The organism is Mesorhizobium sp. B2-3-5 (assembly GCF_006442395.1).
GTDB lineage: Bacteria > Pseudomonadota > Alphaproteobacteria > Rhizobiales > Rhizobiaceae > Mesorhizobium.
In genome coordinates this window covers 80,746-92,779 of record NZ_VFVX01000010.1, presented here as the reverse complement: position 1 = coordinate 92,779, position 12,034 = coordinate 80,746, and the positions used below count along the sequence as shown (strand labels likewise).

General features: G+C 64.9%; 14 protein-coding genes. 6 read left to right on the top strand and 8 right to left on the bottom strand.

Going from position 1 to position 12,034, the window contains the following annotated elements; translation table 11 throughout:
• Nucleotides 1–22: 22 nt before the first annotated feature.
• From FJ958_RS14315 to pcaQ, 7 genes are all read right to left on the bottom strand, one after another.
• A complete protein-coding gene (locus tag FJ958_RS14315; protein WP_140743781.1) occupies nt 23–808 on the bottom strand; it encodes a coniferyl-alcohol dehydrogenase in 786 nt (261 codons plus the stop codon).
• A gap of 2 nt (nt 809–810) precedes the next feature.
• Nucleotides 811–1,884 carry a branched-chain amino acid ABC transporter permease gene (locus FJ958_RS14310; protein WP_140743601.1) on the bottom strand — a complete coding sequence of 358 codons (1,074 nt, stop codon included), beginning with the start codon at nt 1,882–1,884 and terminating at the stop codon, nt 811–813.
• On the bottom strand, nt 1,881–2,777 hold the full coding sequence (locus tag FJ958_RS14305; protein WP_140743599.1) for a branched-chain amino acid ABC transporter permease: 897 nt from the start codon (nt 2,775–2,777) through the stop codon (nt 1,881–1,883). The genes FJ958_RS14310 and FJ958_RS14305 overlap by 4 nt, the downstream gene beginning before the upstream one ends.
• Nucleotides 2,774–3,499 (bottom strand): ABC transporter ATP-binding protein, encoded by a 726-nt coding sequence (locus FJ958_RS14300; protein WP_140743597.1) that lies wholly within the window; start codon nt 3,497–3,499, stop codon nt 2,774–2,776. Before FJ958_RS14300 ends, FJ958_RS14305 begins: the two co-directional genes overlap by 4 nt.
• A complete protein-coding gene (locus tag FJ958_RS14295; RefSeq protein WP_140743595.1) occupies nt 3,496–4,239 on the bottom strand; it encodes an ATP-binding cassette domain-containing protein in 744 nt (247 codons plus the stop codon). Before FJ958_RS14295 ends, FJ958_RS14300 begins: the two co-directional genes overlap by 4 nt.
• A gap of 21 nt (nt 4,240–4,260) precedes the next feature.
• Complete coding sequence (locus FJ958_RS14290; RefSeq protein ID WP_140743593.1) at nt 4,261–5,577, bottom strand: ABC transporter substrate-binding protein; 1,317 nt, start codon at nt 5,575–5,577, stop codon at nt 4,261–4,263.
• Nucleotides 5,578–5,717: 140 nt separating this feature from the next.
• Nucleotides 5,718–6,635, bottom strand: coding sequence for a pca operon transcription factor PcaQ (gene pcaQ / locus FJ958_RS14285; RefSeq protein WP_140743591.1), 918 nt, complete (start codon nt 6,633–6,635; stop codon nt 5,718–5,720).
• Nucleotides 6,636–6,728: 93 nt separating this feature from the next.
• Between pcaQ and pcaD the strand changes: the two genes are divergently transcribed.
• From pcaD to pobA, 6 genes are read left to right on the top strand one after another with little or no spacing between them, the layout of a single operon-like run.
• Entirely contained in the window at nt 6,729–7,541 is an 813-nt protein-coding gene (pcaD, locus tag FJ958_RS14280) for a 3-oxoadipate enol-lactonase (protein ID WP_140743589.1), read from the top strand.
• Entirely contained in the window at nt 7,534–7,938 is a 405-nt protein-coding gene (gene pcaC / locus FJ958_RS14275) for a 4-carboxymuconolactone decarboxylase (RefSeq protein WP_140607377.1), read from the top strand. The genes pcaD and pcaC overlap by 8 nt, the downstream gene beginning before the upstream one ends.
• Nucleotides 7,931–8,683, top strand: a complete 753-nt coding sequence (gene pcaH, locus FJ958_RS14270) for a protocatechuate 3,4-dioxygenase subunit beta (protein ID WP_140743587.1) — start codon at nt 7,931–7,933, stop codon at nt 8,681–8,683. Before pcaC ends, pcaH begins: the two co-directional genes overlap by 8 nt.
• Entirely contained in the window at nt 8,683–9,297 is a 615-nt protein-coding gene (pcaG, locus tag FJ958_RS14265; RefSeq protein WP_140743585.1) for a protocatechuate 3,4-dioxygenase subunit alpha, read from the top strand. The genes pcaH and pcaG overlap by 1 nt, the downstream gene beginning before the upstream one ends.
• A gap of 12 nt (nt 9,298–9,309) precedes the next feature.
• Entirely contained in the window at nt 9,310–10,362 is a 1,053-nt protein-coding gene (locus FJ958_RS14260; protein ID WP_140743583.1) for a 3-carboxy-cis,cis-muconate cycloisomerase, read from the top strand.
• The gene (gene pobA, locus FJ958_RS14255) at nt 10,362–11,534 is read left to right on the top strand and encodes a 4-hydroxybenzoate 3-monooxygenase (protein WP_140743581.1); all 1,173 of its coding nucleotides are present in this window, start codon (nt 10,362–10,364) and stop codon (nt 11,532–11,534) included. The genes FJ958_RS14260 and pobA overlap by 1 nt, the downstream gene beginning before the upstream one ends.
• A 6-nt stretch (nt 11,535–11,540) precedes the next feature.
• Here the strand turns inward: pobA and FJ958_RS14250 are convergent, their stop codons facing one another.
• Nucleotides 11,541–11,990 (bottom strand): carbohydrate ABC transporter permease, encoded by a 450-nt coding sequence (locus FJ958_RS14250; RefSeq protein WP_246679595.1) that lies wholly within the window; start codon nt 11,988–11,990, stop codon nt 11,541–11,543.
• Nucleotides 11,991–12,034: the final 44 nt, after the last annotated feature.

The window sequence follows — 12,034 nt, the reverse complement described above, 5'->3', positions numbered from 1 at the left end:
ATGGAGCCTTACAAATTGGGTGTTAGAAGCCAAACATTTCGGCATTGATCGATGCTTCGAGGCCGCCGTCGACGGGCACGTTGGCGCCATTGATCCAGCGTGCGCCATCCGAGCACAGGAACAGCACGACAGGCGCGATGTCGCCCGAGGTGCCGGCACGCCCGACCCTGGCAATGTCGCTGTCGACGCGGGCATCGCCAAGCACGGTGCGGAACTGTTTCAGGATCGGCGTCTCGACCGGCCCTGGGCTCACAGCATTGACGCGGATGCCACGGCGTTTGAACAGATCCTGATGCGCCGCGCGGAAGGTCCACAGCAGCAGCAGTTCCTTTGAAACGGGATAGCCTTCCTCGTTCCTGACCGCGTGATCGGCGACCACCTTGGCGACGTCGGGAAAGCCTTCGATGCCGATCATCGAAGCGGCGCGGTTAAGATTGGCGCGCCAGCCATAGCCGGCGATCGAGGCGACGTTGACGATCGCGCCACCTTCGCGAAGCCTGGGCGCGAGGCCTTCCGAAAGTGCACGCAGCCCGAAGAAGTTCACAGCCAACGTCGACACCGCGCCAGTGTTACCGGAGAGGCCTGCGACATTGCAAAGCGCGTCGATGCGTTGCGGCAGGCGCGCGATGAGATCGTCGACGCCCGCCTTCGACGAGATGTCGGCCTTGACGAAGCTGCCGACCGATGCGGCCGGCTCGCGCACATCGACGCCGATCACATCCGCGCCGAACTGGCCGGCGAGTTCCGCCGTGCGCGCGCCGATGCCGGAGGCGACGCCGGTGATGAGGATGGTCTTGCCGAAAAGCATGGTCATGCCTTCTCCTGATGCTGTGTGGTTTGGCGCGGCGGGGATGAAGCGCCATCCCCGGCTAAAGCTGCAGGATTTCCCGTAAGCCTGACGCGGTAGCCGACCGGCAGCAGGCGCAGGCCAAAGCGTTCCTCGATCGTCCCCCACAGGCCGCGCGGCAGGAACAGCGAGAACAGCACCGCCGTGGCGCCAAGGCCGACGAGGTACCAGACGCCGGTGCCGCCGAACCATGTCTCGATGAGGAAGAACACCAGCGCGCCCAAGATGGCGCCCTCGAAGGTGCCGATGCCGCCGACCAGCACCATGAAGATCATGTAGGCGGTCCACTGCACGTTGAAGTAGGTCTTCGGCTGGAAAGTAATGGATGTTGCCAGCCACAGCGCACCTGCAATGCCGATCCCGAAGGCGGCAAGCACAAACAGCAGCCGCTTTGTGCCGGTGACGCGCACGCCGACCGAAGCGGCGGCATCCTCATTGTCCCGGATGGCGCGGATCGCGGCACCCGTGCTGCCGCGCAGCAAGCCGAACAGGACCGCGAGCAGCGCCGTCATCGATGCCAGAGCCAGCCAGTAGATGGTCACCCGCCTGGGGCCGGCGTCGTAGACATTGAGCGAGATCAGCGAGGTGCCGGTTTCGCCCTGCACCAGCCGGTCGAGATTGATCAGGAGATGCGTCAGCGCCGCGATCACCCACATGCCGATGGCGAACTCACCGTTCCTGAGCCGCAGCATGAACAGCGACAGCGGCCACGAAACCGCGCCGACGGCCATGGCTGAAACGAAAAGCGCGGCGAAAGGGTTGAGGCCGGCATCGGCCAGCCGGATGGCGAAATAGGCGCCGAGCCCGAAGAACACCTGCTGTCCGACCGAGACCAGTCCGCCGAAGCCGGCCAGCGCGTTCCACATCGCCGCCAGGATCACATAGATGAACAGCGCGGTCATCCGGTCGACCGCGCCGGCCGACAGGACCTGCGGCGCGATCGCGAGCAGCGCGATGATGAGGGCGGTCGCGATCGCGGCGATCCGCGACGTCGCGGTGCCGCGCTCGATGACTGGCATGGGGGCGGAGGCGCTCATGGCGCGCTCCGGGAGGGCAAGCGCAACAGGCCGCGCAGGCCCAGGCCCGAGGTGGAAAGCCGCACGAACAGGACGACGAGGAAGACGGCGTGACCACCGATGAGAAAGCCTTGCGGATGCACTTGAGCGCCGAGCGTCTGGGCAAGCGCCAGCACGATGCCGCCGATCAGCGTCCCCCACAGCGAACCGGCGCCGCCGATCACCGCGGCTTCGAAAGCAAACAGCAATTGCGGTGCGCCGGCATAGGGATCGAAGGTGGCGCGCATGCCGAGGAAGGCGCCGGCAAGGCCGACCGTGACCATGGCGATGGCCGCGGCAATGGCATTGGCGCGGCGCGCGTCGACGCCGACCAGGCCGGCGGTGTCGGGATCCTCCGACGTGGCGCGGATCGAGCGGCCAAGCCTTGTGCGGGTCAGGAACAATTGCAGTCCGCCAAGCAGGATCACGGCGGTGGCGAACATGATCACGGCGAGCTTGCCGACATAGATGCCGCCCGGCCATTCCCATGAATCGTAGGAGAGGCTGCCGATATAGGGCGCCAGCGAACGCGTGTCGGCGCCGAACTGCTCGAACAGCATGTTGTCGATGACGATGGCGAGGCCGAACGTGGTCAGGATCGGCAGCAGCGCGCCGCCGCGCGCGCTGCGCTCGAGCAGGAAGCGCTGCAGCGCCCAGCCGATCGCCGCCATCAATGGCAGCACGATGAGCAGGCCCAGGAATGGCGAGACATGGAACCGCGAGGCGAGCAGCCACAGCGCAAAGGCGGCGAACACGGCGAGGCTGCCATGGGCGAGGTTGATGATGCGCATCACCGAAAACATGAAGGACAGGCCGCAGGCGATCAGCGCGTAATAGCCGCCGAGCAGAATGCCCTGGATGATCTGGTTGCTCATGCCGGAACGTTCCCGCTTTTCCGATGCAGGCCGAAATAGGCCTTTGTCACCTCGTCGCGCGAGACCTCCTTGCTTGGCCCTTCGAGCGCGACACGCCCCTCGAGCATGCAGATGACCCTGTCGGAGACCGCGAGCGCGCGATTGAGATCCTGTTCGACCAGGATGATCGTCGTGCCGGAAGCAATCAGGCCCTGAAGCGCCGAATAGACGCGGTCGACGATTGCCGGCGACAGGCCGAGCGAAACCTCGTCGAGCAGCAGCACGTCCGGATTGCTCATCAGTGCCCGGCCGATCGCGGTCGCCTGCTGCTCGCCGCCTGAAAGATGGCCCGTCCGGGCATGGCGGCGCGGCTTCAGGTTTGGGAACATCTCCAGCACTTTATCGACACTCCAGTCGCCCGGCCGGCGAGCAGTCCTGCCGAGCAGCAGGTTCTCCTCGACCGTCATCTGCACGAACAGTTTTCGCCCCTCCGGTACCAGCGCGATGCCTATGCCGACGCGCCTGTGCGACGGCACGCCGGCAAGATCGGCACCATCCAGCAGCACCCGCCCGGCGGCCGGCGGGTGCGCGCCGGCAATCGCCCGCAGCAGCGTCGTCTTGCCGGCGCCATTGGCGCCGACCAGCGCCAGCGTCTCGCCGCGTTCGACATTGAAGCTGACGCCGCGCACCGCCTGTAGCAGGCCGTGTCGGACGACAAGGTTCTCGACTGTCAGCAGGCTCATTTCGGGCCTCCGCCGAGATAGGCGTGGACCACCCGCGGATCGGCCATCACTGCTTGCGGATCGCCGTTGGCGATGATCTTTCCCGCGTCCATGCAGATCAGCCGCTCGGCCACCTGCAGCAGGATGTGCACGATGTGCTCGATCCAGACGATGCCGATCTTGCGCCGGCGCAACTCCTTGATAGTGTCGACGAGCTCGCCCGCTTCTGCATCGGTCAGGCCGCCGCCGATCTCGTCCAGCAGCAGCAGCGCCGGCCTGGCCGCCAGCGCCCGCGCCAATTCCAGTCGCTTGCGGTCGAGCAGGCCAAGCGTCTCGGCTCGCCGGTTGGCAACACCCAGCATGCCGCAAAGTTTCAGCGAACCGAGCGCCTCCTCATAGGCTTCATCGCGCCCAAGGCCGGCGCCATGCGAGGCGGCGACGAAGACATTCTCGAAAGTGGTCATGCCGCTGAACGGTTTCGGCACCTGGTGCGTACGCACCAGACCCAGCCGGCAACGCCGTGTCGCCGGCAGCGCCGTCACATCACCGCCCTTGAAGCTGACCGAGCCCGAACTGGGCGGAAAGGCGCCGGCAAGCACGCTGAGCAGCGTGGTCTTGCCGGCGCCATTCGGGCCGACAATGCCGACGGCTTCGTCGGCTGCCATGGTGAAATCGACGGCATCCAGCACCACGAGCGCGCCGAAGCGCTTGTGGATTCCAGTGGCAGTGAGGAACGCCTGTTGTTGCGGATGGGTCACCACGCGATCCTCGTCAGCGGTCTATCAGCCGTTGTAAGGAAGAAGCTTGGCTCCGACCGGAACCTTCGGATCGGTGGCGTTCTCGGTCACCACATAATCGAGCGGGAACTTCGATCCTTCCTTGGCGGCGACCCACTGCGTGCCGATGATCGGCCCGGGCGAGACATTTGCCACGGGTCCGCTGGTGAAGTCGACCTTGCCAATCATGGTTTCGGTCTTGAGCGTGCTCAGCGCCTTCGCCACCGCCGCCTTGTCCTTGGCGTCGGCGCTCGCCTTCAAGGCCTCGAAGCCGGCATCGAGCAGCGACATCGAGGCGCCGAGTTGCTGTGTCCACTGCTTGCCGCTCGCCGCCTCATAGCCGTCGGCCAACTCGGTGCCCGAAACGCCCGTCAGCGGCGATTTGTAGGGGAAGGCCTTGTGCCAGTAGGCGGCGCTCGAAATCTTCGCGCCGAGGTCGCCGAGCGCCTCGATATCCGATGGGAACAGGCCGGTCTTTGCGACCTGGGCGATCTTGATCTGCCTGATCAGGCCCTGCTGCGCCGCCTGGCGCCAGAAGGCGGCGAAATCCGGCGGGATCGGGAAGGAGTTGAAGATCTCGACGCCTTCCTGCTTGAACAGCGCGATCTGCGAGGAATAGTCGGTGGTGCCGGTTTCGTAGGCGCCGGGATCGACGATGGTGAAACCCTGCTTGGCCAGCAGCGGCGCGAGATTGGCGCGGATGGCGTTGCCGTCGGCGTCGTTGGGATACATGACGCCGACCTTCTTGTTGGTCTCGATCAGGTTCCATTGCGAGATGTAGGTCTTGAAGAACTCGCCGACGCCGAAGCCGAAATGATAGGTCCATTTGAATGGCGAGGGCGCGCCGGGTTTGGCGCCGCGGCCGAAATACCAGGCTTCCCACGGCATGACTGTCGACAGACACGGCACGCCGGCGGCTTCGCAGGCGTCGGCCACTGGATTGATCACCTCGGGCGTCGATACCGCCAGCATCAGGTCGATGGCCTGGTTGTTGATCAAGTCCTTGGCGAGCTGGCCGGCCCGTGACGGATCGGACTGCGTGTCCTGGTCGAGGATCTCGACGCTGTATTTCTTGCCGCCGATCTCAAGGCCGCCGGCCAGTGCCTTGCGGGCCAGATCGAGCACATAGCCGTCGGTTTGGCCGAAGCCTGCCAGCGGCCCGGTGCGCGGACTGACGAAGCCGACCTTGAGCGTGCCGCCTGCCTGGGCGAAGGCTCTCTTGCCGCCAAGCGCGAGTGCCGCGCCACCGGCGATCGAGGTGGCGATGAACTGGCGCCGCGACACGCCACGAATGATGGGCCTGCTGCCAATGGAATGGGTCATGCGTTTCCTCCCTCTGTGCTCCTCGGTCGGTACAGTGCACCTGCGGTTTGGTTCAGTAAAATGATATTTTGCGGTGTTTTATTAACCCCTGGGTTAGGAGACCGCGCCGCAGCCGAGCTCGGTTCGAACCGTCTTGGAGCTCAGGCATCAGGCCGCGCCGCCTCGCGAATGGTTTGCAGCAGGATCATGAAGGCGGGCGAGGGGGCGGTGTCGGTGCGCATCGTCAGGCCGACCGGTCCTTTGGTTTCGTCCGTGTCGACCGGCAGCGCGACGAAGGCGCGGCTTGCGAGCTCGTTGGCGACCACGCCGGCCGAGATGATCCACACCGCGTTGCTCTGCCGCATGAAGGAGCGGCCGAAGGAGTCCGAAACCGTCTCGATTTCCATCGCCGGCGCGGTCATGCCATTGGTGATGAACAGGCGATCGACGAAGGGGCGGATGACGGATTCCCGAGTTGGCATGAGCACCGGGAATTCGTCGAGCCTCGCGAAGATGTCGGCTCCCGGTTCCAGCAACGGATGCCCGGCCCGCACCACGAACAGCACCTGTTCGGAGTAGAGGTGCTCGAAGAAGAAGCCGGTCATGTTTTCGGGCGCCGCCAGCCGTCCGACAACGAGATCGAGCGCGCCGATGCGCAATTGTTCAAGCAGCACGGCGTTCTCGCCGGTGACGATCTTGATCGCCGCCCCGGTGTTTTCCCTGAGGAACAGGCTCATGGCTTGCGGCATGACCTTCGCCGATACTGTCGGCAGCGCGCCGATGCGGATCGGGTGGCGGTTGACGGCGCCGTCCTGGCGAACGGAATCGATGCCGCGCCTCAACGCCGATATCGCCGAGCCGGCATGGTCCAGGAAGATTTCGCCAAGCCTTGTGACGCGAATGCCGCGCCCGTCACGCTCGACGACGGCCACACCCAGCGCCTCCTCCAGTTCGCGCAGGGTCTTGGTCACCGCCGGCGCGCTGACATGCAGGAAGTCTGCGGCACGGGCCACGCTGCCCTGCCTTGCGACTTCCAGGAATGCTTGCAGATGACGGAACCGGATGCGGCTGTCGGGCATGAATTTGATAACCCTTGAGTTAATGAAATGGCGCAAAATATCATTTTACCGAACCAAACGCAGCGTGCAATGTGGAGATGGAGGATCGGACCCGTGCCATTCGTCACCATTGGCGGCATCACGCTGCACCACCGATATGTCGAGGCGAAAGGCAGGACGCCCCCGGTCGTGTTCATCAATTCGCTCGGCACCGATCTGCGGATATGGGACGAGGTCGTTACGCTTCTGGCCGGTGAGATGCCTCTGCTCGTCTACGACAAGCGCGGTCACGGCCTTTCCGACAATGGCAACGGCGTCCGTTCGATTGATGACCATGTCGACGATCTCTGCGCCCTCGTCGACCATTTCGGTTTCGACAAGATCGTGCTGTTCGGTCTGTCGGTCGGCGGCATGATCGCGCAGGGCTTCCATGCCCGCCATCCGGAACGTGTCGAGGGCCTGATCCTCAGCGACACCGCCCACAAGATCGGCACCGCCGAAAGCTGGAACAGCCGCATTGCGGCCGTGGAGCGCTTCGGCATCGATGCGATCGCCGACGGCGTGATGAAAGTGTGGTTCACGCCGGATTTCCATGCCGCCCGCGCCGCCGACCTTGCCGGTTGCCGCAACATGCTGACCAGGCAGGCGCTGCCCGGCTATATCGGGACATGCAAGGCCGTCCGCGACGCCGACTTCACCGAGAGCGCGCGGCGCATTGCCGTGCCGACGCTCTGCATCGCCGGCGATCGGGACGGTTCGACGCCTCCAGATCTTGTCCGCTCTCTGGCCGATCTGATCCCGGGCGCGCGTTTCGAGATCATCCGCAATGCCGGACATATTCCCTGCATCGAACAGCCGGAGGCGCTGGTCGCGCTGATCCGCGGTTTTGTCGCATCGCTTGCCCCTGGAGCAGAAACCCATGGATGAAGTCCCCGGCAACACAGCCAGATATCGGAAGGGTCTCGCCGTCCGACGGTCGGTGCTCGGCGACCGCCATGTCGACCGGGCCGAGGTCGGCGCCACCGATTTCGATCAACCGTTTCAGGAACTGATCACCGAGGCCGCCTGGGGAACGGTGTGGTCGCGGCCGGGCTTCAGCAAACGCGAGCGCTCGATCGTCACCCTGGCGCTGCTGGCGGCGCTTGGCCATGATGAAGAGGTCGCCTTGCATCTGCGCGCAACCGCCAACACCGGCGCCACACGCGACGATATCTGCGAAGCCTTCCTGCATGTCGCCATCTATGCCGGCGTGCCTGCTGCCAACCGGGCCTTCAGAATTGCCAAGGACGTGTTTTCGGAAATGGATGGAGCCAAGAATGCCTGAGTCCGGCTCGAACCGGGTGCCCGAGACCGGCGCTTTCTTCCAGCGCGACCGGACATGGCACCCGCCTGCGCTGACGCCGGGCTACAAGAGCTCGGTATTGCGCTCGCCGCGGAAGGCGCTGCTGTCCTTCGACAACACACTGTCGGAGATATCGGGCCCGGTCTTCGGTCATGCCATGCTCGGTGAACTGGACAACGACCTGATCCACAATTTCGCAAGGCCGGGAGAGAGCGCCGTCGGCGAGCGCATTATCGTCAATGGCAGGGTGATCGACGAACGCGGCGTTGGCGTTCCCGGCGTGCTGCTGGAGTTCTGGCAGGCCAATGCCGGCGGCCGTTACCGCCACAAGAAGGATGGTTACCTGGCGCCGCTCGACCCGAATTTCGGCGGTTGTGGCCGCACCTTGTCGGGTGAGGATGGCGGCTACGCCTTTCGCACCGTCAAGCCTGGACCGTATCCTTGGCCGAACGGTCCCAATGACTGGCGTCCGGCGCATATCCATTTCTCGGTCTTCGGCCATGGTTTCGCGCAGCGGCTGATCACGCAGATGTATTTCGAGGGCGACCCGCTGATCTGGAAATGCCCGATCGTGCGCGGCATCGCCGACAAGGCGGCCATAGAGGCGCTGACGGCTGTTCTCGACACGCAGGCGACCATTCCGATGGATGCGCTCGCCTACAAGTTCGACATCGTGCTGCGCGGGCGGCGCTCATCGCTGTTCGAAAACCGATTGGAGGGCAATTGATGGCCCAGTCGCTCGACCGGCTCAGGGAAAGCCCATCTCAGACCGCGGGACCCTACGTCCATATCGGGCTGACGCCCAATTTCTGTGGTATCGGCGGTGTCTACCCCAGCGACCTCGGTGCAGCCATGGTCAACGACAAGACCAAAGGCGAGCGCATCAAACTTCACATCCGGGTTCTCGACGGCACCGGCACGCCGCTCAAGGATGCGCTGATCGAGATCTGGCAGGCGGACGCGGAGGGGCTCTACAATTCGCCCGCAGAATTGCGCGGTGCCGCCGATCCGAACTTTTCCGGCTGGGGCCGTTGCCCGACCGACATGGAAACCGGGCTCTGCGCATTCGAGACGGTCAAGCCGGGCCGGGTGCCGTTCCGGGATGGCAGCCTGATGGCGCCGCACATCACATTGTGGATCGTCGCGCGCGGCATCAATATCGGCCTGCATACGCGGCTTTACTTCTCCGACGAGGAAGAAGCCAATGCCGGGGATCCGATCCTGGCGCGCATCGAGCACCGCGTTCGCGTGCCCACCCTGATCGCGGCGCGCCAAGGCGATACCTATGTCTTCGACGTCCATCTCCAGGGGGAGAAGGAAACGGTCTTCTTCGACAGCTAGGCGACCCCTGACATGACTGTATCGCCCTTCGACCATCCGCTGCTCTCCGCGCTTCTCGGCGACGTGGAGGCGGCCAGGCAATTTTCCGTCGAGGCGGAAATCGAGGCGATGTTGGCCTTTGAGCGCGCGCTGGCGCAAGCCGAGGCCGAAAGCGGGATCATCACCAAGGACGCCGCGTCGGCGATCACGGTGGCACTCGCCTCGTTCCGGTTGGACACGGCGTTGCTGCGGGCCGCTGCCGCCAGGGACGGCGTCATCGTGCCGGAATTGGTGCGCCAGCTCAGGACGGCGGTCGGCGAACAGCATGGCGACAAAGTGCATTTCGGTGCCACAAGCCAGGATGTCGTCGATACCGGTCTTGTGCTTCGGCTGAAATCCGTCGTCGAGCATCTCGGCTTGCTCCTGACCGAGACCGTTTTGCGCCTCGCCTCACTCGAGGAGCGTTTCGGGGACAGGACGCTGACAGGCGTGACGCGCATGCAGAAGGCGATCCCTATCAGAATGGCGGACCGTGTCGCAGCGTGGCGCGCGCCACTGCAGCGGCATCAGGAAAGGCTATCGGAACAGTCCAGGCGCCTGCTGGTGGTGCAATTCGGCGGAGCCGCCGGCACGCTGGAAAAGTTTGGCGACAAGGGGCCGGCGGTGCGTGCGGCGCTTGCCGAAAGACTTGATCTTGCCGATGCGCCGCAATGGCATAGCCAGCGCGACGCACTCGCCGATTTTGCCGGCTGGCTGTCGCTGCTGACCGGCAGCCTCGGCAAGTTCGGCCAGGACATCGCGCTGATGGCGCAGGGTGGCACCGACATCGCGCTGTCGGGTGGGGGCGGCTCGTCGGCCATGCCGCACAAGCAGAACCCGGTTAAGGCCGAGGCGCTGGTGGCACTCGCCCGCTTCAACGCCACGCAGCTTTCCGGCATGCATCAGGTGCTGGTGCACGAGCAGGAGCGTTCGGGCGCGGCCTGGACGCTGGAATGGCTGCTGCTGCCGCAGATGGCGGTCGCAACCGCCGCATCGCTGCGGCTTGCCGCCGGCCTGGCCGGGCAGATCGAAAGTCTCGGCCACTGATGCGCACTCAGGTCGTCATCATCGGCTCGGGACCCTCGGGCTTGCTGCTCGGGCAGCTTCTCGCCGGCGTCGGCGTCGAGACCATCATTCTGGAACGCTCGAGCCGCGACCATGTGCTTGGCCGCGTGCGCGCCGGCGTGCTCGAACAGGGTACCGTCGATCTGCTCGGGGAGGCCGGTGCTGCCGCGCGGCTGCATGCCGAAGGCTTGCCGCATTCCGGCATCTCGCTGGCTTTCGACGGGCGCCTGCACCGCATCGATCTCGCGGCGCTCACCGGCGGCAAGCATGTCACCGTCTACGGCCAGACCGAAGTGACGCATGATCTGATGGACAAGCGCGAGGCGGCGGGGCTTGTCACTGTCTACGAGGCCGCCGATGTCGCGCCGCACGATTTCGACGGCGCAGCGCCTTTCGTCACCTATACCAGGCATGGCGTGGCGCACCGCATCGACTGCGACTTCATTGCCGGATGCGACGGCTATCACGGTGTCAGCCGCAAGTCGGTGCCGGAGCGCGCGCTGAAAACCTTCGAGCGGCAGTATCCGTTTGGCTGGCTCGGCGTGCTGGCCGAAGTGCCGCCGGCCGATCATGAACTGATCTATGCCAATCACGAGCGGGGTTTTGCGCTGTGCTCGATGCGCTCGACACACCGCAGCCGCTACTATGTACAGTGCCCGCAGGACGATCGCGTCGAGGACTGGTCCGACGACCGCTTCTGGGATGAGTTGCGCCGCCGCTTGCCGGAGCGGACGGCGGCGGGCGTCACGACAGGGCCATCCTTCGAGAAATCGATCGCGCCGCTGCGCTCCTTCGTTGCCGAGCCGATGCGCTTTGGCCGGCTTTTCCTGGTCGGCGACGCCGCCCACATCGTGCCGCCGACCGGCGCCAAGGGCCTCAACCTCGCCGCCAGCGATGTGCGCTATCTCTTCGACGGGTTTCGGGAGTTCTATGAGGCCAAATCTCAAGCAGGTCTCGACGCCTATTCCGGCAAGGCACTGGCGCGGGTCTGGAAAGCGGTGCGCTTTTCCTGGTGGATGACGACCATGCTGCACCGCTTTCCCGACACGGGCGAATTCGGCCAACGCATCCAGGAGGCGGAACTCGACTATCTCGTGCACTCGCGCGCGGCATCGACCGCGCTCGCCGAGAACTATGTCGGTCTGCCCCATTGAGGGCGGCTATCCCTTGATCGCCGAGCCGACGATGGAATCGACGAAGAAGCGCTGCAGGAAGACGAAGAGGATGAGCGGCGGCAGCACGGCCAGCGTCGCGCCGGCCATCACCAATCCGGTATTCATAGCACCCCGGTTGTAGCTCAAGAGCCGGCTGAGGCTGATGACGATCGGATAGGCGTCGGCATTGCCCTGCAGCACGGTCAGCGGCCACAGATAGCTGTTCCAGTGATAGACGAAGGCAAACAGCGCAAGTGCGGCGATCGCCGGCGCGACGCTGGGCGCTACGATCTTGTAGAGGATCAGCAGTTCCGACGCGCCGTCCATGCGCGCGGCGTCGATCAGATCGTCCGGCACGCCTGATATGAACTGGCGCATCAGGAAGATGCCGAAGGCATTGGCGAGGTTGGGAACGATGATGCCGGCAAGGCTGGCGTTCAGCCCGATCGAGCCCACCAGGCGGTAGAGCGGGATCAGCGTGCCGGCCGCGATCTGGAAGC

What these genes read in the sequence shown, in the direction of transcription:
- FJ958_RS14315 (WP_140743781.1), bottom strand. Translation starts at nt 808, where the DNA reads ATGCTTTTCGGCAAGACCATCCTCATCACCGGCGTCGCCTCCGGCATC.
- FJ958_RS14310 (WP_140743601.1), bottom strand. Translation starts at nt 1,884, where the DNA reads ATGAGCGCCTCCGCCCCCATGCCAGTCATCGAGCGCGGCACCGCGACG.
- FJ958_RS14305 (WP_140743599.1), bottom strand. Translation starts at nt 2,777, where the DNA reads ATGAGCAACCAGATCATCCAGGGCATTCTGCTCGGCGGCTATTACGCG.
- FJ958_RS14300 (WP_140743597.1), bottom strand. Translation starts at nt 3,499, where the DNA reads ATGAGCCTGCTGACAGTCGAGAACCTTGTCGTCCGACACGGCCTGCTA.
- FJ958_RS14290 (WP_140743593.1), bottom strand. Translation starts at nt 5,577, where the DNA reads ATGACCCATTCCATTGGCAGCAGGCCCATCATTCGTGGCGTGTCGCGG.
- pcaQ (WP_140743591.1), bottom strand. Translation starts at nt 6,635, where the DNA reads ATGCCCGACAGCCGCATCCGGTTCCGTCATCTGCAAGCATTCCTGGAA.
- pcaC (WP_140607377.1), top strand. Translation starts at nt 7,534, where the DNA reads ATGGATGAAGTCCCCGGCAACACAGCCAGATATCGGAAGGGTCTCGCC.
- pcaH (WP_140743587.1), top strand. Translation starts at nt 7,931, where the DNA reads ATGCCTGAGTCCGGCTCGAACCGGGTGCCCGAGACCGGCGCTTTCTTC.
- pcaG (WP_140743585.1), top strand. Translation starts at nt 8,683, where the DNA reads ATGGCCCAGTCGCTCGACCGGCTCAGGGAAAGCCCATCTCAGACCGCG.
- FJ958_RS14260 (WP_140743583.1), top strand. Translation starts at nt 9,310, where the DNA reads ATGACTGTATCGCCCTTCGACCATCCGCTGCTCTCCGCGCTTCTCGGC.
- pobA (WP_140743581.1), top strand. Translation starts at nt 10,362, where the DNA reads ATGCGCACTCAGGTCGTCATCATCGGCTCGGGACCCTCGGGCTTGCTG.